Origin of the sequence: Vibrio aestuarianus, assembly GCF_012395185.1 — a bacterium.
Lineage (GTDB): Bacteria > Pseudomonadota > Gammaproteobacteria > Enterobacterales > Vibrionaceae > Vibrio > Vibrio aestuarianus.
The window spans coordinates 1-22,781 of record NZ_JAAZTU010000042.1 but is presented as its reverse complement, the minus strand read 5'-3'; the positions used below and the strand labels follow the sequence as shown (position 1 = coordinate 22,781).

Genomic DNA, 22,781 nt, shown 5'->3' with positions numbered 1-22,781 from the left:
CAGTATAAAGGGGTCGCTGCATTGGTTACAAGCAACCACTTTATAGGATGAGTTTGAATCAGGCGTTAAGTGGCAATGTGATTTGTACTTTTAGGCCGCCTAACTCGCTACGACTGGCTGTAATGGTTCCGCAGTGTTGGCGAATAGCACTTTCTGTGATGGCAAGACCTAAGCCAGTGCCGCCACTGTGGCGATCTCGCGCGGTTGATACGCGATAGAATGGACGAAAAATATCGTCCAACTCATTGTCGGGAACACCTTCACCGTTGTCCTCAACACTGACTAAAAGCGTTGTTTGATTAGTAGAGAAGGTCACTTTGATCTGATCTTCACCATAGTAAATAGCATTACGTACGATGTTTTCTAGCGCACTCATTAAGAGTTTCGGGTTACCCACAATTGATCTATCGGGAATGGGGTTGTAGCTGAGAGTTTTATTTCTTTGCTCCGCTTCAAATTGAGCATCGTTCAGCAGTTCTTCCCATAAGCTAGACAGAGGCTGTGTTTCGCGACTTAAATGGCTGTCAGTTTGCATGCGCGAAAGCTGCAACAGCTCTCCAATCATTTGTTCTAGGCGTTGCGCTTCGGTATCAATCCGTTCTAATTCAGAGCTCTCACCTTGTTTACGAACCGCAAGTGCATTTGCCATGCGCAGCCGTGTTAGTGGTGAGCGTAACTCGTGAGAAATATCAGATAACAACCGTTGCTGTCCCGAAATCATCTGGTTCACGGCTTCGACCATCTGGTTAAAGCTTTCTCCTGCTTGACGAAATTCATTGGTGCCTTTTTCCAATTGTGGATCAACCACGAATTCGCCACGAGCAACCCGTTTGGCTGCTTGCTCTAAGCGGCTTGCTGGTTTGCTCAATGCCCATGCTAGCCACAATAATAGTGGGGTACTGACGAGCATCACCGCAAGCAGCAATTGAAAGGGGCGATCAAACAATTGTAGTAAGAATGGGGGAGGCTCATTCCAGCGAATACCGACGTAAAGTAATAAATCTTGTTTGGCGAGAGTGATCGGTACCGGACCTGCCAGCATGTATTTGCCGTAAAGCTTTTGTTGTGGCTTATCAATCGATTCAATACTAGTGACAAAATTCTGTAACACCTTCAATTTGAAGTCGGTTTGAGTCTTTGTGGTTAAAATGGTGCCATCTAGCTGGGTGATAAAAAAATGGGGACGATTAATATTATCGCGTTTATGACCTTCTCCACGTTGCATGTTGCTACTGCTTTCTAGTTGAAAAAGAATTCGCGTTAATTCGTTGTCGTTTTTAAAGGTATGCTCAATCTTTTCTTTCAGCATCTCAAGGCGTTGATATTCATCACTAGGAAGATCGCGTGTTTTACGAGGGTCAAGGTGTGGCAAAGCTAGCACTGCAATCAGTACCAGTAGCATCGTGAGCCAGAAAATGGCAAAAATACGGCCATAGAGGCTATTTATTTTGGGTAGGTGCATTAATCCTCCAAAATCATTAAATAGCCACGACCACGTAGCGTTTTGATGCGTGGCTTACCATCAATGCGCTCTGGTAATTTTTTTCGTAAATTTGAAACGTGCATATCAATTGCGCGGTCAAATGCGGCGAGTCTTTTACCTAATACGTCGATACTGAGGTTTTCTTTAGTGAGTGTTTCTCCTGGGTTTTGCACAAAGTGTGTAAGTAGCGCAAATTCAGTGGTGGTCAAGTCGAGTAATTGACCTTGGCAATAAGCTTCTTGTTTACTCGGATAGACCTGAATGTCCTGACATTCGATAACATCACTCGATTTGGTGCTGTTATTGGGCTGTGATCGACGCAAGATAGCGCGGATGCGGGCCAGTAATTCGCGGTCGCTAAAGGGTTTGGGCAAATAGTCGTCAGCGCCCAGTTCCAAGCCAATGACTCGGTCGATTTCTTCGCCTTTGGCGGTCAGCATTAACACTGGAGTACACCAGTTCTCTCGTAGCCGTTTGAGTGTTTCCATGCCATTAAGCTTGGGCATCATCACATCCAGCAACACTAAGTCAATGCCGCTATGTATCGTAGCGAGACCGGCTTCTCCATCATTGGCCTCTGATACTTCAAAGCCTTCATAGCTTAGAACTTCTTTGAGTAAGCTTGTTAACTCGGTATCGTCATCAATTAGAAGAATATGTGCCATGTGCAGCCTCGTGCGTTATCAGGTTATTTGGGTATAGTTTACTGTGAAATAGCGCAGATATTCAGTGGGTGAGTCGCTCTTTACGATTCTTTACGCTCACTATACGTCGCTTTACCTTGTAGCATCTATTCTATATTCAAGCGCTGAGAACACAGCCTCTTAACAATCCACTTGGTGAAGGAATAGATTATGAACATGACAAAAAAAATGGTACTTGCTGCGGTTGTACTTCCTCTTACTCTTGGTACTGCTAGTGTTTTCGCATACGGTGGTGGTAAAGGGCAACACAAAGGATCTGATGATGAATGTGGTCGTGGAGCAGATCGCGGCATTATGCAGCAATTAGACCTTACGGCTGACCAACAAGCAAAACTCAAAGAGATGCGCGGCGCAAACCGTGATCAAATGAAAAATGAATTTAAAGGTCAAAAGCAAGCTCAGATGCAGGCGCATCACGCTAAAGTTCAAGCCTTGGTGCTAGCCGATAACTTTGATGAAGCTGCTGCGAATGAACTAGCAAAAGAGATGGTTGACCAGCAAGTATCTCATCGTGTGAAAATGCTTGAAAAGCGTCATGACATGTTGAGTGTGCTCACTCCAGAACAAAAAGTTAAATTCCAAGAGTTGCAGCAAGAACGTATGCAAAAATGTATGGCAAATGGCCAAAAAAAGATGAAGAAAAACGGTTAATTACCGCAACAGGCCTCTCTATGAGGCCTGTTCATTTTTGTGGCATATTCATTGTCAGCTGAAGAAGGTATACTTTCACTACACTTTCTTCATGATTTCGGTGCTATGAAACAAGAATACGCCCGCTTGGTTACCCTTGCCGCATGGACAGCCACAATGGTTGCAACTGTGCTTCTGATTGTCAAAGTGATTGCTTGGTGGATCACAGGCTCTGTCAGTTTACTCGCCTCACTGATCGATTCTTTACTTGATATTGCAGCCTCGGTGGTCAACTTGATTGTGGTGCGCTATGCATTACAACCGGCAGATAAAGAGCATGCCTTTGGGCATGGCAAAGCAGAGTCCTTGGCCGCACTGGCGCAAGCGATGTTTATTTCAGGTTCTGCCTGTTTCCTCATTCTTAATGGTGTTGACCGATTTTTCCGTCCACATGAATTAACCTCTCCCGAATATGGGGTTTACGTTAGTTTCTTTGCCATGGTAGTAACATCCGGTTTGGTGATGTTCCAAAAGCATGTGGTGAAGAAAACAGGCAGTCAGGCGATAGCCGCTGATTCTCTACATTATCAAACTGATCTTTTCATGAACGCTGCTATTATGCTGGCGCTAGCACTGAGCTGGTACGGCTTTAAGCAGGCAGATGCGGTATTTGCGGTCGGGATTGGTCTTTATATCTTATACAGTGCATTTCGTATGGTGATGGAAGCGATTCAAACCTTACTCGATCGAAAACTACCTGATGAAGAATTAGCGCAGATCCATGCCGAGTGTCTGTCTGTTGAAGGGGTATTAGGGGTTCATGAACTGCGAACTCGAATGTCAGGACCTGTAAGATTCATTCAATTGCATTTGGAATTAGATGACAACATGCCATTGATTGAAGCGCATCGCATTGCTGATGATGTAGAAGATAAATTGCTCGACGCTTTTCCTGGGGCAGATGTATTAATCCATCAAGATCCTTACTCCGTTGTGTTTGGCTCAGAAAAAAAGCAAAAAAAACAAGGCTGGTAGCGACAGAAATACGCTTATTGGCTATCTTTTGTGTGAGTAATAAACAAGTGTGATTCTGATGTGAATCAACAAAGTATTAACGCAAAGCTGTAATACTCTTACATAAGTAGCAAAGTTACATAATTTCACGCAAATAACAGTAGTATTCCTTTTTAGGAAAGGTAACATTGCGCGTAGATTATCAAGATTTTGTTGCCTGTTTTGTCGTTAACAGGCAGCGTTAAAATTAGTATTAAGTTTACAAAAAATCGAGGGTGAGCATGATTAAGAAAATCGGTGTTTTGACAAGTGGCGGTGACGCACCTGGTATGAATGCAGCAATTCGTGGTGTTGTTCGTACTGCACTAGGTGCTGATTTGGAAGTATATGGTATTTATGATGGCTACCTTGGCCTGTACGAAGACCGTATCAAGCAACTTGACCGCTCAAGTGTTTCTGATGTGATCAACAAGGGTGGTACATTCCTTGGTTCGGCACGTTTCCCAGAGTTTCGTGAAGTCGCGGTTCGTGAGAAAGCGATTGAAAACCTGAAAAAACACGGCATCGATGCTCTTGTGGTTATCGGTGGTGATGGCTCTTATATGGGCGCCAAAAAACTGACTGAGATGGGTTTCCCATGTATCGGTCTGCCTGGCACTATCGATAACGATATCGCAGGTACTGATTACACTATCGGTTACTTAACAGCATTAAATACAGTCATTGATGCGATTGACCGTTTACGTGATACTTCTTCATCTCACCAACGTATTTCTATTGTTGAGATCATGGGCCGTCACTGTGGTGATTTGACGCTGATGTCTGCCATTGCGGGTGGTTGTGAGTACATCATTACTCCTGAAACTGGCCTGGATATGGCGCAGCTTACTGCCAATATCCAAGATGGTATTAAGAAAGGTAAAAAGCATGCGATTATTGCTTTAACTGAGCTAATGATGGATGCCAACCAACTGGCGAAAGAAATTGAAAAAGCGACGGGTCGTGAAACTCGTGCGACAGTACTTGGTCACATTCAACGTGGTGGTCGTCCAACAGCATTTGACCGTGTACTAGCATCACGCATGGGTAACTTCGCTGTTCACCTACTGCTTGATGGTCAAGGTGGTCGTTGTGTTGGTATTCAAAAAGAGCAGTTAGTTCACCATGACATCATTGATGCTATCGAAAACATGAAGCGTCCAGTACGTCATGACTTGTTCAAAGTGGCTGAAGAGTTGTTCTAATCTGAGCTATACCCTTCCTACTTGAAGTTGCAGCGGTGTTGGCTACGTTTGCTCACCCCAATCACATAGTTTATCTATGCTCATGGGGATTCACTCACTTGCCGCCTACCTGAAACTTCAAGTTGTTTGGGGATATGTTGTTAATTGAACTTGAAAAAAAGACCGCATTTGCGGTCTTTTTGTTTTTCACACTATAGGATGATTTCACGTACTTCAGGATCTTTGCGTTCCAAGTAGTGAATAGATTTGATACGACGAATGGTACGACAACGGCCACGAATCAGTAACGTTTCAGTGGTCGCAATGTTGCCTTTACGCGTTATACCTTCTAATAAATCACCTTTGGTGATACCGGTTGCAGAGAAAATGACATTATCGCTACGCGCCATATCTTCCATTTTCAGTACCACACCCGCTTCAACGCCCATTTCAGCACAACGAGCGAGCTCTTTTGCGCCATAAATGCGGTTTTCTTCGGTATGGCCCTTCACTTCATGACGAGGCAGCAGACGACCGTGCATGTCGCCATCAAGAGCGCGAATGACAGCTGCAGATACCACACCTTCAGGTGCACCACCGATACAATACATCACATCCACTTCGCTATCTGGCATACAAGTTAAAATAGAAGCAGCTACATCACCGTCAGGCACTGCGAAAACACGAACGCCCATCTGTTGCATCTGTGCAATCACCGCATCGTGGCGAGGTTTGGCTAACGTGGTAACGACTAGGGTATCGAGCGGTTTATTAAGTGCCGCTGCGATATTTTCTAGGTTCTCTTTTAATGGTTTGTTGAGGTCAATACAGCCTTTTGCACCAGGACCAACCACCAATTTTTCCATGTACATATCTGGTGCTTTAAGGAAACTTCCTTTCTCGCCAGCGGCTAATACCGCCAGCGCGTTAGATTGCCCCATGGCGGTCATGCGAGTGCCTTCAATGGGATCGACCGCGATATCAACTTTGTCGCCACCTAGGCCTACTTGTTCACCAATATAAAGCATCGGCGCATCGTCGATTTCGCCTTCACCAATGACAATTTCACCTAAGATTTCGGTTTTGTTGAGAAGATTACGCATGACTTCGACTGCTGCGCCGTCTGCGGCATTTTTATCGCCTCGACCAAGCCATTTATAACCAGCCAGTGCAGCACCTTCGGTTACTCGAGAGAATGCCATTGCTAAATCGCGTTTCATGCTAACTCCAAAGAAAAGGGAATAGGAAATTTCGGCGGCGATTTTAACATATCAAATCGGAAACGTTTGCTTTTTTAGTTCGTAAGGATTGCACTTGATCAAATCCAAGCGTTAAATTTGCGAAATCAGCGCTCAGACATACGGTTTTATCGGGGTGTTCTGCAGCTTAAGTTAGGTTGGTGTCAATTTGAGTTTGTTTTTTAACCGAATAGTGAAAATTTTCGCATATAGTGAGTGTTTATAAGCGCCGGGCTGAGTAGAATGGGTCAATAAGTGAAATTATGTTCACCTCAACCGAATCATTAAGGGTATGCACCATGTCTTTTGAAGTATTAGAACTACTAGAAGCAAAAATTCAAACCGCTGTTGACACAATTGCACTTCTGCAAATGGAAGTTGAAGAGTTAAAAGAAGAAAAGCAGCAGTTGATCACTGAAGCAAACGAGCTAAAAGCAAGTCGTGAAGAGCTTGAGCAAAAAGCACAACAAATGCAACAAGAACACGCCGCATGGCAAGACCGCATTCGTAACCTATTAGGCAAGATGGATGACGTAGAGTAATCTTTCTGCTTACGCTTAAAACAACAATGCCGACGAATGTCGGCATTGTTGTTTTAAGGTTCTTTAACGGGGGGGGGTTATACCAATCACAGTAAGTAAGTGATCAGAAATAGCGTAGGAAAAAAGCTTGAGAACAAGGCAGAGTTTTTCGATAAGTAGTTATTCTACAATCCAAAATTCTAACGCAGTTATCGAGTTTTTTAACAAGCTAGGGTGAACAGTTATTTACTACGATTGGTATTACGCCTTTGGCCTTACGCCCAGCGTATGACATAGCGCATAGGTCATTTCGGCACGGTTTAGCGTATAGAAATGGAAATCTTTTACCCCTTCACGGCTTAAAATTCTGACCATGTCGATAGCTTGACTTGCCCCGACGAGCTGGCGAGTGGTTGGGTCATCATCTAATCCATCGAACTGCTTTGCCATCCAACCAGGCACTTTGACATTGTTTTGTGCAGCAAAGCGCGAGGCTTGTTTGAAGTTGGATACAGGCAAAATTCCCGGTACGATTTCAACATCAATACCCGCCGCCACGCAGCGGTCACGAAAACGTAAGTAGCTTTCTACATCAAAGAAGAACTGGGTAATCGCGCGGTTGGCACCGGCATCAACTTTACGTTTTAGATTAAGTAGGTCAGCTTGCGCACTTTTTGCTTCAGGGTGAACCTCTGGAAAGGCGGCAACAGAGATATCAAAATCATGACGTGCTTTTAGTAACTCAACCAGATCTGAAGCATACATTTCTGGCTTGCCACCACCGACAGGAATATCCCCACGCAATGCCACAATGCTTTGAATGCCGTTGTTCCAGTAATCGTCAGCAATTTGAATAAGCTCTTCACGTGATGCATCGATGCAAGTCAAATGAGGGGCTGCGATTAAGCCGGTTTGATCTTTGATCTCTTTAATGATGGAGTGAGTACGGTCGCGTTCGCCAGAGTTTGCACCATAAGTGACAGAAACAAATTTTGGTTGCAGCGTTTTTAAGCGGTGTACCGAATTCCACAGTGTCTCTTCCATCTTTTCAGAGCTCGGTGGGAAAAATTCAAATGACACATTAATATTGTCAGACAGCTCTGCAATGTTTTGGTTTAGTGCATCGATATGACTGGCGTGTGTGTATCCCATCTTACTTCTCCCTGTGGCGAACTTCCCGCCCAATTAAAATCCCTTGAATTGACGTTTGGACGTCTATATGTCCACAGAATGTATTGAATATGTTTTAATGTCAATACTGTAATCATGAATAATATTCATGTTGATCGTGAGTAGAACTCAAGTGAAGCAACGATATTCATCGCACTCAGTTACAACATTCATTGTGGGCCCGTTTTACTGCATTATCGGCTTATCAATAACTCCATTTCACAGCCTTTGCTTTGGATAAAGAACCCACAAACCGCGCAAGATTAGCTCGAAAGATCAAATGTCCTAGTTTAGAGAAAACTAGACAGCAAATTTAAATCCGACTGGATGGCCCCGGCAGTCACCTCTCGGCCTGCTCCTGGCCCGCGAATAACTAATGGGTTATCACGATACCATTTACTTTCGATGGCAAAAATATTGTCACATGGTAGTAGGTTAGCTAAAGCGTGTTCGCGTTCTAACGCTTCAACACCGACAGTGGCTTTACCATTTTTTTCAAGCCTTGCAACGTAGCGCAGTACTTTCTCTTCACGTTGTGCTTTTTCGAGACGTTCAGCCAATCTCTCACTCAGTAGTTGGCTCTTATCTAAGAAGTCATCTAACGATAGATCTTTCAGCTCTTCAGGTACCAGTGATTCGACTTTTACGTTTTCTGGTTCAAGGTGTAGGCCGGATTCGCGAGCTAAAATGACTAGTTTGCGCATTACATCGGAGCCATCGAGATCACTACGAGGATCGGGTTCTGTTAAGCCTTGTTGCCAAGCCAGATCGACTAACTCACTAAAAGGAATTGAACCATCAAATTGCTGGAATAGCCATGATAGCGTGCCAGAGAAAATGCCTGACAGCGCGACAATATCATCACCACTTTCACGTAGGTCACGAACGGTATGGTTGATAGGCAAACCTGCACCAACCGTTGCATTGTATAACCAATGGCGGCTGATCTTAGCAAAAGCATCTTTCACTTGATGATACGACTGACTAGAGGCGGAGCCTGCGACTTTGTTGGCGGAAATTAAGTGCATGCCATGCTCGGCAATATCGAGGTAACGCTCTGCGAGTTCAGAACTGGCTGTGACATCTAACACGATGAGATCATCATATCCTTGGATATTACTCAAGTGTTGTAGCCATTCTTTACCTTGGTAAGAGATGGCTTCATCATTAAATCGTTCGAGTACCGATTCAGCATTGATGCCTTGTTCATCAAACCAATAGGTTTGGCTGTCGATAACCGCTACCAGTTCAAAGTTCATCCCACGGCGCTTTTCAAGCTCTGATTTTTGTTCTGCAAATAATTTCAGCCAACTCGAACCAATATTACCTTTGCCACATAACGCTAATGCTACACGCTTTTGTGCTTGGAAAAGTTGGTTATGCATGCCTATTACTAGTGGCTCTACTGCTGTTTTGCGCAGCACGGCAACCAAACTCAGTCCTGATTCTGACTCGCAAATAAATTCAACTGGTGATGATCTCAACTGCTGGTAAAAACCGTAGCAGTGATTTGGGTTTTTGGTGACGCCTGCGCCAACCGCGCCAACTAAAGAAAACCCTTCTTTGAGTTTAATTTCAGCTTCGAAAGCCGTGTCTTGAAGGTGGGCGAGAGCACCTCCTGAAATTTCAGTGGTGTAGGCTAGACGTAAGCGGTGTTGATCAGCTTGCGCTTCAAACGCTAGCGGTTCAAGTTGGGCACGTTGTAAGCTGCGCAGAACACTGCTTTGCAGACGTTGGAAGTCATGACCGTGGCTAAAGGAAAGCTCAATCAGCAAGACATCTTCTAACGAGGTGATGATCTTAGCCCCACGTCCAGAAGCAAGCACACGCTCGATATGGGTTGAACCGGACTCGGGTTGATAACTGCAACGTAAGTGTAAATCCATCGAGCTTTGAGCGACAGGTTGTAAAGTTCGGCTGTGCAATACTGGCGCGGCCAAGCGAGCCAGTTCATTGGTTTCGTCTAAGCGCAGCAGTGGCAGCAAACAAGCATCGCTGACAATGCGTGGGTCTGCGCTGTATACCCCAGCAACATCGCTCCAAATCGTAACTCGGTTAACTTCGGCCAATGCACCGATCATGGTGGCGGAATAGTCAGAACCATTACGGCCTAGCAATACGGTATCGCCTTGCTCATTTTGTGCCATAAAACCAGTAATGATGATGCGATGATGAACGTGCTGTGCCAGAATTTCTTTTAAAAGAGGATAGGAGCGTGAGCGGTCAACTTCCGGTTGTGTGCCTGTTTCAGCGCGCAGAAAAGCTCGCGCGTCTTGAGCAACCGCGGCAAGATCATTTTGGTTGAGTAATGCGGCTAGTAAACGTGAAGACCAAACTTCACCATGGCCCAATACGCTGGCTTGTTGGGCTGCACTTAGCGGTGCAGACAATTCACCTAACGCGCGTATTTCGGCATTTAATAGGTCGCGCAACGTATTGGCTGAGTTGTCATCAAGTAGTGCGTCGATTAAGTTAGTTTGAAATTGACGAACCGCTTGTAGGTTCTCATGCGCTAATCGGCCATCTTTTTTGAGAGCCTCAAGAAAGGCGATCAAGTGATTGGTGGTTTTGCCTGCCGCAGAAACCACCACTAAGTCGTTATTGTGTGAATATTCTTTTAAGATATTCACCACTCTTTTATAACATTCAGGGTCAGCAAGGCTACTGCCACCAAATTTATGCAGTTGTCGCAATGCAGTCATTAAAATGCCTCCTTGGCTTTGGCAAAGGCTTGTTGTAGATCGGCAATTAAATCATGAGCATCTTCTAAACCCACTGACAGGCGTAATAGTTGCGTTGAAATGCCGGCTTCAGCCAAAGCTTCGTCACCCATAGCGCGATGTGTCATTGATGCTGGATGGCAAATGAGGCTTTCGACACCGCCCAAAGATTCAGCCAGTGAGAACAGCTCTAACTGGCCGACAAAAAACTTCAACTGCTCAAAGCTTCCGGCAAATTCAAAACTGAGCATTGAGCCAAATCCTGACTGCTGTTTTTTCGCAATTTCATGGCCTGGGTGTTGTGGCAGGCTTGGGTGATAAATCGTTTTCACCAATGCTTCGTGTTGCAAATAAGCTAAGATTGCACCAGCATTTTCCTCATGAACACGCATGCGAGCACCCAACGTACGAATACCACGTAGTGTCATATAGCTGTCAAATGGTGTTCCCGTTGCGCCAAGGCAGTTGCCCCACCAGGCTAATTCTTCTGCGTGCTGCTCGGTTTTGGTAATAACAACGCCACCGATCACATCAGAGTGACCATTGATGTATTTTGTAGTGGAGTGGATAACGAAGTCTGCCCCAAGCAACAATGGTTTTTGAAATATAGGGGTAAGGAAGGTGTTATCGACGGCCACGAGCGCACCAACCTGATGCGCTTGGTGACAAATGTCGGCAATATCGACAACGCGCACAAGTGGGTTAGAGGGGGTTTCTAGCAATACCAATTTCGGTTTTTTAGCCAGCGCAGCACTTAAAGCTTCATGGTCAGATTGATCAACAAACAAGACATTGAAATCGCCTTTTTTGGCGCGAGTATTAAATAGACGATAAGTACCGCCATAACAGTCATGGGGGGCAACAATTAGATCATTTGCGCTAAGAAATGCAGACGCCCATAAATTGAGTGCAGAAGTGCCGCAGTTAGTGACGACAGCGCCAAGACCGGACTCGAGCTCATACAGCGCTTTTTCAAGCAAGCCGCGGTTTGGATTCCCTGAACGGGTGTAATCGTATTGAGGTACTTCACCAAAAGCAGGAAAGCCATAATTTGTCGAAAGATAAATGGGTGGTACAACAGCGTGGTATTGAGAATCTGATTCAATACCAGTACGAACAGCGATGGTGGCTGGCTTGCGAGTGGTCATAACGGTTTCCTTGCCTAATAAACTCACTGAGAGTGACATCCTACAGGGGTATTCTTATCTTCTTTAGAGTTGCCGCCGAGAGAAACTCAAGTTACTTTGGGTATACACCATATCTGATAATGTTTGATATTGCTGCTTCCCAGACTGATAGCGTTACACTTTACCGATCAAAAAATAAGACGTCAACACTTCCAGACGTCTATATGTCTTTGCTTATGGCGGTAAATCCCGCTAAAATCAGCCATCAAACTTTTTCTGACAAATTACGATAACGAAGGTGCGCAATGGCAGACTGGAATGGGGAATACATTAGCCCATACGCTGAACACGGTAAAAAAAGTGAGCAGGTGAAAAAAATCACCGTTTCAATCCCATTGAAAGTGCTGAAAATATTAACTGATGAACGCACTCGCCGTCAGATCAATAACTTACGTCATGCAACCAACAGTGAGCTGTTATGTGAAGCTTTTTTGCATGCTTATACCGGCCAACCTTTACCGACCGATGAAGATTTAAGAAAAGATCGCCCAGATGATATTCCAACAGAAGCGAAAGCATTGATGACCGCGATGGGCATTGAGTTTGAAGCATACGATGATGAAGCGTAACGCGCCACATCGATAACACTTTGTCTTTATTTTTGGAAAAGTGACCACAATGGTGTGCTGATCCGCAAAACCTGCACATGATTTTTCTGATATCACTCAAAAACAAAAAAAACCGCAGAACGAAAGCTGCGGTTTTTTTGTTTTCAAGCGACAACGTTACTCTTGCATGTAGCCTTCTGGCATTTCAATGCGAGCTACGCCTGAGTCAACCGCTGCCTGAGCGACGGCTTTTGCTACGCGAGGTAGCAGGCGAGGATCCATTGGTTTTGGAATGATGTAGTCAGGGCCAAAGCTTAGAGACTCAACTCCAGCTGCTTTAAGTACTTCAACAGGCACTTCTTCTTTGGCCAACTGGCGAATGGCTTCGACAGCCGCTAGCTTCATTTGATCATTGATTTCACTTGCGCGTACATCTAAAGCACCGCGGAAGATGAATGGGAAACACAAAACGTTATTAACTTGGTTTGGATAGTCACTGCGGCCAGTACCCATAATTAAATCATCACGTACTGCATTGGCAAGTTCTGGCTTAATTTCAGGATCTGGGTTTGAACAAGCGAACACAACCGGCTTGTCGGCCATCAGTTTCAATGCTTCCGCTGGCAGTAGATTCGGGCCTGATACCCCTAGGAATAAATCAGCGCCAGTGATGGCGTCTTCCAAGGTTCGCTTATCGGTGTTGCTCGCAAAAAGCTGCTTATATTCATTCAGATCATCACGGCGGGTGTGAATCACACCTTTACGATCAAGCATATAGATTTTTTCACGCATCGCCCCGCATTTGATCAGCAGTTCCATACATGCTGTTGCTGCTGCACCTGCACCAAGACAGACAATGGTACATTCGTTTAGATTTTTGCCTTGTAGTTCAATAGCATTGAGCATGCCCGCTGCCGTAACAATTGCCGTTCCGTGCTGATCATCGTGGAAAACTGGAATATTACAACGTTCAATTAAGCGACGTTCAATTTCAAAGCAGTCTGGTGCTTTGATGTCTTCGAGGTTAATGCCACCAAACGTATCGGCGATATTGGCGACAGTATCGACGAATTCATCAATGGTACGGTGTTTTACTTCAATGTCGATTGAATCAAGGCCAGCAAAACGCTTGAATAATAGTGCTTTACCTTCCATTACTGGCTTAGAAGCCATTGGCCCTAAGTTGCCTAAACCAAGAATTGCAGTGCCGTTAGAGATAACCGCGACCATGTTGCCTTTCGCTGTATATTTATAAACGTTATCTACATTTTGTGCGATTTCACGAACCGGTTCAGCAACGCCAGGGCTGTAAGCTAGCGCGAGATCTTCAGCTGAGTCTGCTGGTTTCGTGAGAGATACCGCGATTTTACCTGCCGTCGGGTAAGCGTGGTAATCGAGCGCACGTTGGCGAAATTGTTCTTCTGCAGTCAATTCTTGATTATGGTCATCTGACATAGGTTTAGGTGCTCGTATTGGGTTGGAAAGGTCAATGATTCTAATGGATGTCAGTCAAACTTCCTAGGTAGGAACGCGACGTGCTTCATTAAAAATGGCTGAAAACCGTGCTGATAAGACCTGAGAGTGATGACAAAAATCACTATATAAAAAAATGCCAATAAAAAAGGATGCCGAAGCATCCTTTTTTAATTCTATTACAAAATAGTAAATAATTACTTTTTGCTAGATAGAGCACCGAAACGCTTGTTGAAGCGATCTACACGGCCGCCTGTATCAACGATACGTTGCTTACCAGTGTAGAATGGGTGACATTTGTCACACACGTCTAGGTGGATAGATTCTTTGCCTAGAGTTGAGCTGAACTCGAATGCGTTGCCGCAAGAACAAGTTGCGCTAACTGCTTTGTATTCTGGGTGGATACCAGCTTTCATGGGATAACCTCAAATTGGGCCGTGTCGCTATCCGAATCTGAGCCGGACACCACACGTAGTTAATAAAAAATGTTGATACCGCTTCATGTTCAATAGTGAGCACTAAGCCATATCATCAAGGCGCGATATATTAATGAATCATCTGCAGTGGATCAAGCCATTTCGCCGCTATTTTCGCCACATTTTTGTACAATGACGAAGCTCGAATTTAATGGAAGCATCCAGTAGACTGTGTTTTCTTACTTTTTGTACCACTTATGGACGATTATGCGCCCCACCATTGCACGAGTTGCTTTACCTGTACCACTGGATAAACAGTTTGATTATCAGATCCCTGGGCATCTGTTTCCGATTGTCGGTGGACGTGTGTCGGTGCCGTTTGGTCGTCAGACTCTGGTTGGGATTGTGACAGCATTGGTCAGTGAATCGGATTTTCCATTAGATCAGCTCAAGCCGCTCAAACAAGTATTAGATACCCAACCAGTATGGTCAGATAAACTCTACCGTTTGCTGTCGTGGAGCAGTCAATTTTACCAATATCCACTCGGCGAAACCTTGTTTAATGCTCTACCTTCAGCACTACGTAAAGGCAAAGCAGCCGATTTCTCTACCTTACTGGAATGGCAACTGACACCAGCCGGACGTAATCAATTGATGCAAGGCTTTGGCCGAGCGGTTAAACAAGCCAAAGTGATGGCAATGCTCGAAGGTGGAGCGGTTTCGCACCAGCAGTTTATCGATGAAGAAGTCAGTAGTACGGTATTAAAAACGCTGGAGGAAAAAGGGTGGATAGAATCTGTTGAAAAGAAACCCATTGCCAAGGCGTGGCCGCAACAATTAGAAGCGGCAGTTGAAAAGCCCAAGCTCAACCATGAACAGGTGATCGCGATTGCCTCGATCAATAGCCACAGCCAATTTGCTTGCTATCTGCTCGAAGGCGTGACCGGTTCAGGGAAAACAGAAGTTTATTTAAACCTCATTAAACCAGTATTGGAAAAAGGCCGCCAAGCGCTAGTTTTAGTGCCTGAGATTGGTCTTACCCCACAAACGATCAACCGTTTTCGTAAGCGATTTAATGTGCCTGTTGAGGTGGTGCACTCAGGGTTAAATGATACCGAACGCCTTAATGCGTGGCTCGCGGCTCGCGACAAAATAGCCGGTATTGTTATTGGCACTCGCTCAGCTCTACTTACCCCTTTTGCTGACCTTGGGATTATTATCGTTGATGAAGAGCATGACGCGTCTTATAAGCAACAAGACAGTTTACGTTATCACGCACGTGATGTGGCGGTGATGCGTGCTCATCTTGAGCAAATTCCTATTGTACTTGGTTCTGCAACCCCAGCGCTGGAGACATTACACAACGCGTTAACGGGTAAATATCACCACTTAACACTGACTCAGCGCGCAGGTGTGGCGCTTCCAACCAAAAACAAAGTGTTAGACGTTAAAGGCCTGTTTTTAGAAAGTGGTTTATCTGCGCCATTAATTGCTGAGATGAGAAAGCACCTCAGTGCAGGCAACCAAGTGATGCTGTTTCTCAACCGACGCGGTTTTTCTCCAGCGTTGATGTGTCATGAATGTGGCTGGATAGCGGAATGTAAGCGCTGTGATGCCTATTATACCTTCCATCAATACAGCAGTGAGATGCGCTGTCATCATTGCGGTTCACAGCGTCCTGTGGTGCATCAATGCCAAGGATGTGGCTCAACTCAATTGGTGACTGTTGGTGTCGGAACCGAGCAACTCGAAGCACAACTGGCGCAGCTTTTTCCTGATTACAAGACCATTCGTATTGATCGCGACAGCACGCGTCGTAAAGGCAGCTTGGAAAACGCGTTAGCTTCGATTCGCAATGGTGAATATAAAATATTAATTGGCACTCAAATGCTTGCTAAAGGACACCATTTTCCCGATGTCACTTTGGTTGCACTATTGGATGTCGATGGGTCGCTATACAGCAGTGATTTTCGCGCCTCGGAACGTTTGGCTCAGCTGTTTACTCAAGTGGCGGGACGAGCAGGGCGAGCCAGTAAGCCGGGGGAGGTTATTTTGCAAACTCACCACCCCGAGCACAGCTTGCTGCAAGCGTTACTGAACAAGGACTATCACCACTTTGCGCAAACCGCCCTAGAAGAACGAAAAATCGCGATGCTGCCACCTTATACTTACTTGACCTTATTTAAAGCGGAGGGCAATCAAGCACCGATGGTTGAAGAGTTTTTGCGTCAAGTTCGTCATACTCTAGAGGCTCACCCTTTATTTGATGGGAGCTGTTTAGTGCTTGGGCCTACTCCGGCACCACTGGCTAAACGAGCGGGTAAATTTCGTTGGCAGCTGCTGTTGCAAACTCAGACTCGTTCGTTGATGCAAAAGTTATTAATGAGTGCTAAGCCAGCGATCACTATGTTGCCATTATCTAAAAAAATTCGTTGGTCTTTAGATATTGAACCGCAAGATCTCAGTTAAACCTGGCTATCGTTTTTTGTGTAATAAGCTGTAACGCATTGAAGCAAACGAGTGCTAAAAAATCATGCTGTTATTTTTATCAAGAAAATGAATCATCATCACTGTGATGAAGTTCACACTTGTTATGCAAAATTTGTTAATCTGACCGTAACTTTCTGTCTGGAAATGAATAGACTATCCAACATACCTTTGAAGTAAATGGCGGGTAACGGCATTTATTTTATAGCAATAATAATGTGTGGATTTTCCACCAACGAAAGACTTGATAAGAGGGTTAATTTCTATGGCGACAATGAAGGATGTTGCCCAGCTTGCCGGTGTATCAACAGCCACGGTATCAAGGGCATTGATGAACCCAGAAAAAGTGTCATCCTCAACACGTAAACGTGTAGAAGATGCCGTTTTGGAGGCTGGTTATTCACCAAATTCTCTCGCTCGAAACTTACGTCGAAATGAATCAAAAACTATTGTGGCGATTGTCCCTGATATTTGTGACCCTTATTTCACAGAGATCATTCGTGGCATTGAAGACGCAGCTATGGAGCATGGTTACCTTGTTTTATTGGGTGACAGTGGCCAGCAGAAAAAGCGCGAGCGATCTTTGGTTAACTTAGTTTTCACCAAACAAGCGGATGGCATGCTACTACTTGGAACGGATCTTCCTTTTGATGTCAGTAAACCCGAACAGAAAAATTTGCCACCGATGGTGATGGCGTGTGAATTTGCCCCGGAATTAGAATTACCGACAGTGCACATCGATAACCTCACCTCAGCATTTGAAGCGGTGAATTACTTAACTCAGTTAGGGCATAAACGGGTTGCACAGATTTCTGGACCGGAAGCGGCCACATTGTGCCAATTTCGGCATCAAGGTTATCAGCAGGCACTTCGTCGCGCAGGGATAAGCTTGAATCCAGCATATTGTACTTATGGTGACTTTACTTTTGAGGCAGGCGCTAAAGCGGTAAGACAGTTACTGGCTTTACCTGAGCCTCCTACTGCCATTTTTAGCCATAATGACACAATGGCGATAGGTGCCATTCAAGAAGCTAAGAGGCTAGGGTTGCGTGTGCCACAAGACCTCTCTGTTGTTGGTTTCGATGATATTCAATTTGCGAGCTATTGTGATCCACCGCTGACAACCATTTCCCAGCCTCGTTATGAAATTGGCCGTCAAGCGATGTTGATGATGCTCGAGCTGCTGCGTGGTCATGAAGTTGGTGCGGGTTCTCGATTGCTAGAAACGAGCCTAGTGGTTCGGGAAAGTGCCGCTCCTCCTCGTTTAGTGTAACGTTGGCAGCGCATTTTTGATGCGCTGCTTCCATTTCAGCGCTGTTAAGTGGCAGTAAACTGCATTAACATTGGGTCAAACCATCAACTTTTGAATTTTCTGTGGCTAATAAAGATTATGTAAGGCGCGGTCGTAGTCCGAAAAAGCCGACCCCCAAAAAAGCAGCCTCACGTCGTAAACCTTGGCGTAGTGGTTTATTGGCAGTAATACTGGTTTCCGCTTTTGGTTATGGTTTATACCTTCTGAGTAAAGATCCTGAGCCGCCGCAACCGGTCGTGGTGCAACCTAAGCCGGTAACAAAGCCAAAGCCAACCGGTGTTATTCCTCCTCCTCCTGAAGAAAAGTGGGATTATGTAGACAGTTTGCCGAAGCGAGAAGTTGAAGTTGTTGCCAAAGAGCAGAAAGTCTCTGATATTCCATACATTATGCAGTGTGGTGCTTACAAAACTATGCAACAGGCGGAAGCGCGTAAACTCGATATCGCTTTCCAAGGGTTAAGCAGTAAAATCCGCAAGAAGGAAGATAGCAGTTGGTATCGTATTGTGCTTGGTCCGTATAAATTTAAGCGTGATGCTGAGCGCGATAAGCATAAATTACAGCGTGCTAAAATCGAGCCTTGTGCTATCTGGAAAGAGCAGCAATAGATATTATTCTCACCGTAAGTTAGCTATTGCTTGCGGTGAGTTATCCTCTTCGACTTGAAATCTTTTCTTCGCATCCTCATATATTTGTCAACTCCATCGAGAAAATAAATAAGAGGCCCTGTCGTGACTACTATCGTATCTGTACGTCGTAATAATAAAGTTGTCATCGCGGGTGACGGACAAGTATCGCTCGGTAATACCGTAATGAAAGGCAATGCCCGCAAAGTTCGTCGTCTATACAATAACCAAGTACTAGCGGGATTTGCTGGTGGCACCGCTGATGCCTTTACGCTGTTTGAGCGTTTCGAAAGCAAATTGCAAATGCACCAAGGTCACCTGACTAAAGCTGCGGTTGAACTAGCGAAAGACTGGCGAAGCGACCGAGCCTTGCGCAAACTAGAAGCTATTTTAGCGGTGGCAGATGAAACTGCATCGTTCATTATCACTGGTAACGGGGATGTTGTTCAGCCAGAAAACGACTTGATTGCGATTGGTTCTGGTGGCAACTTTGCACAAGCCGCTGCTACGGCGCTGTTAGAAAATACCGAATTAGACGCACGTGAGATTGCCGAAAAAGCACTAAAAATTGCAGGCGATATTTGTGTGTTCACCAACCATTTCCATACTATCGAAGAACTAGAAATTCCCACTGAGCTGCTATTGGAAAAACCACAGTCAGTCGAAAAATAAAGATAGTATTTAGTGTAAAAGAATTAAGGAAACTACTATGTCTGAAATGACCCCTCGTGAAATTGTTCATGAACTCAATCGACACATTATTGGTCAGGATAAAGCTAAGCGTTCCGTTGCTATCGCATTGCGTAACCGCTGGCGTCGTATGCAGCTTGAAGAAAGCTTACGTGTTGAAGTCACCCCTAAAAATATTTTAATGATTGGCCCAACGGGTGTTGGTAAAACGGAAATTGCTCGTCGTCTGGCTAAGCTTGCTAACGCGCCTTTTATTAAAGTCGAAGCGACCAAGTTCACCGAAGTGGGGTACGTAGGTAAAGAAGTGGAGACCATTATCCGCGATCTGACCGATGTTGCGGTAAAAATGACTCACCAACAGGCGATGGAAAAGGTGCAATTTCGTGCCCAAGAACAAGCGGAAGAGCGAATTTTAGATGCTTTATTGCCACCAGCTCGTGATGCTTGGGGTGAGAACGAGAAAAGCGAAGAAAGCTCGAACACTCGTCAGGTTTTCCGTAAAAAATTACGTGAAGGGAAACTGGACGATAAAGAAATTGAGGTCAATGTAGCTGTGCCACAAATGGGGGTTGAGATTATGGCTCCTCCAGGCATGGAAGAGATGACTAACCAACTACAAGGCATGTTTCAAAACCTGGCTGGCGACACCAAGAAAAAACGTAAACTCAAAATTAAAGACGCTTTTAAAGCATTGACCGAAGAAGAAGCCGCCAAGCTGGTTAATCAAGAAGAGCTGAAAGATCAAGCTATCTATAACGTTGAAAATAACGGTATCGTTTTCATTGATGAGATCGACAAAATTTGTAAGCGCGGTGAAAGTTCTGGCCCAGATGTTTCTCGTGAAGGGGTGCAGCGTGACTTATTACCATTGATCGAAGGCAGCACCGTTTCGACAAAACACGGCATGGTAAAAACCGACCATATCTTGTTTATTACCTCGGGCGCTTTCCAAGTGGCGAAACCTTCAGATCTTATTCCTGAGCTGCAAGGTCGTTTGCCGATTCGAGTTGAGTTAGAAGCGCTATCTAGTCACGACTTCAAACGTATTCTGACTGAACCCAAAGCATCACTCACAGAGCAGTATATTGCACTGATGAAAACCGAAGATGTAAATATTGAATTTACCGAGGATGGGATTACGCAAATTGCAGAAGCGGCATGGCAGGTTAATGAAACCACTGAAAATATTGGTGCTCGTCGTCTGCATACCGTAATGGAACGTTTGATGGATGAAATCTCTTTTGATGCCACCGATAAGCCGGGTTCGTCAATGACCATTGATGCCGCTTACGTGAAAATGCGCCTCGGTGAGCTAGTAGAAAATGAAGACCTAAGCCGCTTTATTCTTTAATTAGCTGCGTTTTTCCAAAATAAGCTTGTAGCCCGTCAAATACGACGGGCTTTTTATTGGCATGGAATTGAGCGTATACTCTCAACATTATTCATAGGTTATGACTTTGCATGAAGAATTCGCTCCATATCTGGCTTGATGCCGCCAGACCGAAAACACTCCCTCTAGCCCTAGTTTCCATTTTAACAGGTAGTGCATTGGCGTTTTCTGCTGGTCACTTTTCTGCTCCCATTGCTTTGCTTGCGTTGCTCACCGCAACCTTATTGCAGATTTTATCCAACCTAGCTAATGACTACGGGGATGCGATAAAAGGCACCGATAATGAGGCGCGATTAGGCCCCATGAGAGCCATTCAATCTGGAGCGGTGACACTGACTGACATGAAGCAAGCGATGATGATTAACATTGTGCTTACGGTGTTATCAGGATTAGTGCTTATTTTTTATGCGCTGGATAGTTTGCAAAGTATTCTGGCGTTTTTAGGACTAGGCGTGTTGGCTATTATTGCCGCTATTGCTTACACCGTCGGCAACAAACCTTATGGTTATGTTGGTTTGGGCGATCTTTCCGTTTTTATCTTCTTTGGTTTGTTGGGTGTTTCGGGCACTTATTTTTTGCATACCGGAAACATCGAGCCAAGCTTGTTTTTACCGGCGCTCGGTTGTGGTTTATTGGCAGTTGCCGTTCTCAATATCAACAACATGCGAGATATTGAAAACGATGCAATCTGTGGAAAACGCACAGTAGCTGTGCGTTTAGGGCAAACCCGAGCCAAACAATACCACTTTATGCTATTGGCCGGAGCGGTCACAGCCTTTGCTGGGTATCTGGTTATGCAATCTAGCCCGCTGTGGATTAGCTTGCCATTTTTACTCAGTATTGTCGTGGTGGTGAAGCATGGTAAGGCGGTGTGGGTGAGCGATAAGCCTGCGCAAATCGCGCCCATGATGCCGGTTGTGGTGAAATGTTCGCTTATCACCAACCTGTTGTTTGTTGGAATTGTTATAGCTCAAACTCTGACGAGTTAATTGTGTCTTGTCATTGCAATGACTTAATGACCCTATATACTCGTTGAAGATGATTTTCGGCAAGAGAAGAACGGATATGGAATACAACACCTCAGCGTTATGTGATATTTATCTCGACCAAGTCGATGTTGTGGAGCCAATGTTTAGCAACTTTGGTGGTAGCGCTTCATTTGCAGGCCAACTAACAACCGTTAAATGTTTTGAAGACAATGGGTTGATCCGTGAAGTACTAGAGCAAGATGGCTTAGGCCGGGTACTACTGATTGATGGTGGTGGCTCACTGCGCCGTGCTTTAATTGATGCGGAATTAGCGGCTCTTGCTGAAGAAAACGAATGGGAAGGGATTGTCGTTTACGGCTGCGTGCGTGAAGTCGATGAACTTGAAGATATGAGTATTGGTATTCAAGCCCTAGCGTCTATTCCTGTTGGTGCTTCTGCACAAGGTATCGGTGAGGTTGATGTTGCGGTGAATTTTGGCAGTGTGACTTTCCTACCTGAAGATTACCTCTATGCCGACAACACTGGCATTATTTTGTCGCAAGAGCCATTAAATGTTGAAATGGACTTAGATGAAGACGATCAAGTGGATGAGTAATCTTTAGCTCTAATTTGAATCATAAAAAAGCCGACGTTTATTGCGTCGGCTTTTTTACAGCTTCCATCCCCTGTACGTTTAATCTTTAAAACGTTCAGTAACCTCGACTTTTGGCATCTTGCAGATAAATTGTTTTTTCTCCGAACTAGGCTTATTTTCTTCTTTTGACGTCCAGAACTTTCCTTCAGGTAGAGATTTTTGCTTATCTAAATAATTTAAATCATCGGCTGTGACTAGGAGTGCATCAAAATTTTCTTTACAATAGTTCATTGATTCTACAATTGTGTCTTGCAGTGGGATCTTTTCTATTTCTTTGTATATTTTAGGTTGTATATAAAAGAATTTGTTATCTTCATATACTATTATGT

21 protein-coding genes are annotated in these 22,781 nt (G+C 44.7%); 12 read left to right on the top strand and 9 right to left on the bottom strand.

Translation table 11 applies throughout. The features are described 5' to 3' along the window. Positions 1 to 58 precede the first annotated feature (58 nt). Together cpxA and HGG78_RS16340 are read right to left on the bottom strand one after the other, a co-directional pair. The gene (gene cpxA / locus HGG78_RS16345) at positions 59 to 1,462 is read right to left on the bottom strand and encodes an envelope stress sensor histidine kinase CpxA (RefSeq protein WP_172533544.1); all 1,404 of its coding nucleotides are present in this window, start codon (positions 1,460 to 1,462) and stop codon (positions 59 to 61) included. Next, entirely contained in the window at positions 1,462 to 2,148 is a 687-nt protein-coding gene (locus tag HGG78_RS16340) for a response regulator (protein WP_053309621.1), read from the bottom strand. The genes cpxA and HGG78_RS16340 overlap by 1 nt, the downstream gene beginning before the upstream one ends. A 189-nt stretch (positions 2,149 to 2,337) precedes the next feature. On the opposite strand from HGG78_RS16340, the gene HGG78_RS16335 reads away from it, so the two are divergent. From HGG78_RS16335 to pfkA, 3 genes are all read left to right on the top strand, one after another. After that, entirely contained in the window at positions 2,338 to 2,838 is a 501-nt protein-coding gene (locus HGG78_RS16335; protein WP_053309620.1) for a CpxP family protein, read from the top strand. A gap of 105 nt (positions 2,839 to 2,943) precedes the next feature. Then, the gene (gene fieF / locus HGG78_RS16330; protein ID WP_053309795.1) at positions 2,944 to 3,852 is read left to right on the top strand and encodes a CDF family cation-efflux transporter FieF; all 909 of its coding nucleotides are present in this window, start codon (positions 2,944 to 2,946) and stop codon (positions 3,850 to 3,852) included. Between the two features lie 260 nt (positions 3,853 to 4,112). Next, on the top strand, positions 4,113 to 5,075 hold the full coding sequence (gene pfkA, locus HGG78_RS16325) for a 6-phosphofructokinase (RefSeq protein ID WP_053309619.1): 963 nt from the start codon (positions 4,113 to 4,115) through the stop codon (positions 5,073 to 5,075). Between the two features lie 191 nt (positions 5,076 to 5,266). Here the strand turns inward: pfkA and glpX are convergent, their stop codons facing one another. Continuing rightward, on the bottom strand, positions 5,267 to 6,274 hold the full coding sequence (gene glpX, locus HGG78_RS16320; RefSeq protein WP_172533543.1) for a class II fructose-bisphosphatase: 1,008 nt from the start codon (positions 6,272 to 6,274) through the stop codon (positions 5,267 to 5,269). Positions 6,275 to 6,591: 317 nt separating this feature from the next. Here glpX and zapB point away from each other — a divergent pair, with 317 nt between their 5' ends. Continuing rightward, entirely contained in the window at positions 6,592 to 6,834 is a 243-nt protein-coding gene (gene zapB, locus HGG78_RS16315) for a cell division protein ZapB (RefSeq protein WP_172533542.1), read from the top strand. A 240-nt stretch (positions 6,835 to 7,074) separates the two neighbouring features. Here zapB and metF read toward each other — a convergent pair whose 3' ends face one another. From metF to HGG78_RS16300, 3 genes are all read right to left on the bottom strand, one after another. Beyond that, a complete protein-coding gene (metF, locus tag HGG78_RS16310; protein ID WP_053309616.1) occupies positions 7,075 to 7,965 on the bottom strand; it encodes a methylenetetrahydrofolate reductase in 891 nt (296 codons plus the stop codon). A gap of 308 nt (positions 7,966 to 8,273) precedes the next feature. After that, positions 8,274 to 10,685, bottom strand: coding sequence for a bifunctional aspartate kinase/homoserine dehydrogenase II (locus HGG78_RS16305; protein WP_172533541.1), 2,412 nt, complete (start codon positions 10,683 to 10,685; stop codon positions 8,274 to 8,276). Beyond that, the gene (locus HGG78_RS16300) at positions 10,685 to 11,851 is read right to left on the bottom strand and encodes an O-succinylhomoserine (thiol)-lyase (protein WP_171980958.1); all 1,167 of its coding nucleotides are present in this window, start codon (positions 11,849 to 11,851) and stop codon (positions 10,685 to 10,687) included. The genes HGG78_RS16305 and HGG78_RS16300 overlap by 1 nt, the downstream gene beginning before the upstream one ends. A 284-nt stretch (positions 11,852 to 12,135) precedes the next feature. On the opposite strand from HGG78_RS16300, the gene metJ reads away from it, so the two are divergent. Further along, complete coding sequence (gene metJ / locus HGG78_RS16295; protein ID WP_053309613.1) at positions 12,136 to 12,459, top strand: met regulon transcriptional regulator MetJ; 324 nt, start codon at positions 12,136 to 12,138, stop codon at positions 12,457 to 12,459. Positions 12,460 to 12,615: 156 nt separating this feature from the next. On the opposite strand, the gene HGG78_RS16290 is transcribed toward metJ, so the two are convergent. Both HGG78_RS16290 and rpmE read right to left on the bottom strand, forming a co-directional pair. Next, complete coding sequence (locus HGG78_RS16290; RefSeq protein ID WP_172533540.1) at positions 12,616 to 13,893, bottom strand: malic enzyme-like NAD(P)-binding protein; 1,278 nt, start codon at positions 13,891 to 13,893, stop codon at positions 12,616 to 12,618. A gap of 215 nt (positions 13,894 to 14,108) precedes the next feature. Continuing rightward, complete coding sequence (gene rpmE, locus HGG78_RS16285) at positions 14,109 to 14,327, bottom strand: 50S ribosomal protein L31 (protein WP_053309611.1); 219 nt, start codon at positions 14,325 to 14,327, stop codon at positions 14,109 to 14,111. A 267-nt stretch (positions 14,328 to 14,594) separates the two neighbouring features. On the opposite strand from rpmE, the gene priA reads away from it, so the two are divergent. From priA to rraA, 7 genes are all read left to right on the top strand, one after another. Then, complete coding sequence (gene priA, locus HGG78_RS16280) at positions 14,595 to 16,796, top strand: primosomal protein N' (RefSeq protein WP_172533539.1); 2,202 nt, start codon at positions 14,595 to 14,597, stop codon at positions 16,794 to 16,796. Positions 16,797 to 17,079: 283 nt separating this feature from the next. Continuing rightward, positions 17,080 to 18,087, top strand: a complete 1,008-nt coding sequence (cytR, locus tag HGG78_RS16275) for a DNA-binding transcriptional regulator CytR (RefSeq protein WP_168520782.1) — start codon at positions 17,080 to 17,082, stop codon at positions 18,085 to 18,087. 101 nt (positions 18,088 to 18,188) lie between these two features. Beyond that, positions 18,189 to 18,731 (top strand): SPOR domain-containing protein, encoded by a 543-nt coding sequence (locus HGG78_RS16270; RefSeq protein WP_172533538.1) that lies wholly within the window; start codon positions 18,189 to 18,191, stop codon positions 18,729 to 18,731. A gap of 123 nt (positions 18,732 to 18,854) precedes the next feature. Next, the gene (hslV, locus tag HGG78_RS16265) at positions 18,855 to 19,421 is read left to right on the top strand and encodes an ATP-dependent protease subunit HslV (RefSeq protein ID WP_053309607.1); all 567 of its coding nucleotides are present in this window, start codon (positions 18,855 to 18,857) and stop codon (positions 19,419 to 19,421) included. Positions 19,422 to 19,458: 37 nt separating this feature from the next. After that, positions 19,459 to 20,790 carry an HslU--HslV peptidase ATPase subunit gene (gene hslU, locus HGG78_RS16260; RefSeq protein ID WP_172533537.1) on the top strand — a complete coding sequence of 444 codons (1,332 nt, stop codon included), beginning with the start codon at positions 19,459 to 19,461 and terminating at the stop codon, positions 20,788 to 20,790. Between the two features lie 110 nt (positions 20,791 to 20,900). Beyond that, a complete protein-coding gene (locus HGG78_RS16255; RefSeq protein WP_053309605.1) occupies positions 20,901 to 21,818 on the top strand; it encodes a 1,4-dihydroxy-2-naphthoate polyprenyltransferase in 918 nt (305 codons plus the stop codon). Positions 21,819 to 21,894: 76 nt separating this feature from the next. Further along, positions 21,895 to 22,413, top strand: a complete 519-nt coding sequence (gene rraA, locus HGG78_RS16250; RefSeq protein ID WP_168520788.1) for a ribonuclease E activity regulator RraA — start codon at positions 21,895 to 21,897, stop codon at positions 22,411 to 22,413. Between the two features lie 78 nt (positions 22,414 to 22,491). Here the strand turns inward: rraA and HGG78_RS16245 are convergent. Further along, the coding region (locus HGG78_RS16245) for a hypothetical protein (protein WP_172533536.1) at positions 22,492 to 22,781 on the bottom strand (290 nt) is incomplete at its 5' end.

What these genes read in the sequence shown, in the direction of transcription:
- cpxA (WP_172533544.1), bottom strand. Translation starts at nt 1,462, where the DNA reads ATGCACCTACCCAAAATAAATAGCCTCTATGGCCGTATTTTTGCCATT.
- HGG78_RS16340 (WP_053309621.1), bottom strand. Translation starts at nt 2,148, where the DNA reads ATGGCACATATTCTTCTAATTGATGACGATACCGAGTTAACAAGCTTA.
- HGG78_RS16335 (WP_053309620.1), top strand. Translation starts at nt 2,338, where the DNA reads ATGAACATGACAAAAAAAATGGTACTTGCTGCGGTTGTACTTCCTCTT.
- fieF (WP_053309795.1), top strand. Translation starts at nt 2,944, where the DNA reads ATGAAACAAGAATACGCCCGCTTGGTTACCCTTGCCGCATGGACAGCC.
- pfkA (WP_053309619.1), top strand. Translation starts at nt 4,113, where the DNA reads ATGATTAAGAAAATCGGTGTTTTGACAAGTGGCGGTGACGCACCTGGT.
- glpX (WP_172533543.1), bottom strand. Translation starts at nt 6,274, where the DNA reads ATGAAACGCGATTTAGCAATGGCATTCTCTCGAGTAACCGAAGGTGCT.
- zapB (WP_172533542.1), top strand. Translation starts at nt 6,592, where the DNA reads ATGTCTTTTGAAGTATTAGAACTACTAGAAGCAAAAATTCAAACCGCT.
- metF (WP_053309616.1), bottom strand. Translation starts at nt 7,965, where the DNA reads ATGGGATACACACACGCCAGTCATATCGATGCACTAAACCAAAACATT.
- HGG78_RS16305 (WP_172533541.1), bottom strand. Translation starts at nt 10,685, where the DNA reads ATGACTGCATTGCGACAACTGCATAAATTTGGTGGCAGTAGCCTTGCT.
- HGG78_RS16300 (WP_171980958.1), bottom strand. Translation starts at nt 11,851, where the DNA reads ATGACCACTCGCAAGCCAGCCACCATCGCTGTTCGTACTGGTATTGAA.
- metJ (WP_053309613.1), top strand. Translation starts at nt 12,136, where the DNA reads ATGGCAGACTGGAATGGGGAATACATTAGCCCATACGCTGAACACGGT.
- HGG78_RS16290 (WP_172533540.1), bottom strand. Translation starts at nt 13,893, where the DNA reads ATGTCAGATGACCATAATCAAGAATTGACTGCAGAAGAACAATTTCGC.
- rpmE (WP_053309611.1), bottom strand. Translation starts at nt 14,327, where the DNA reads ATGAAAGCTGGTATCCACCCAGAATACAAAGCAGTTAGCGCAACTTGT.
- priA (WP_172533539.1), top strand. Translation starts at nt 14,595, where the DNA reads ATGCGCCCCACCATTGCACGAGTTGCTTTACCTGTACCACTGGATAAA.
- cytR (WP_168520782.1), top strand. Translation starts at nt 17,080, where the DNA reads ATGGCGACAATGAAGGATGTTGCCCAGCTTGCCGGTGTATCAACAGCC.
- hslU (WP_172533537.1), top strand. Translation starts at nt 19,459, where the DNA reads ATGTCTGAAATGACCCCTCGTGAAATTGTTCATGAACTCAATCGACAC.
- HGG78_RS16255 (WP_053309605.1), top strand. Translation starts at nt 20,901, where the DNA reads ATGAAGAATTCGCTCCATATCTGGCTTGATGCCGCCAGACCGAAAACA.
- rraA (WP_168520788.1), top strand. Translation starts at nt 21,895, where the DNA reads ATGGAATACAACACCTCAGCGTTATGTGATATTTATCTCGACCAAGTC.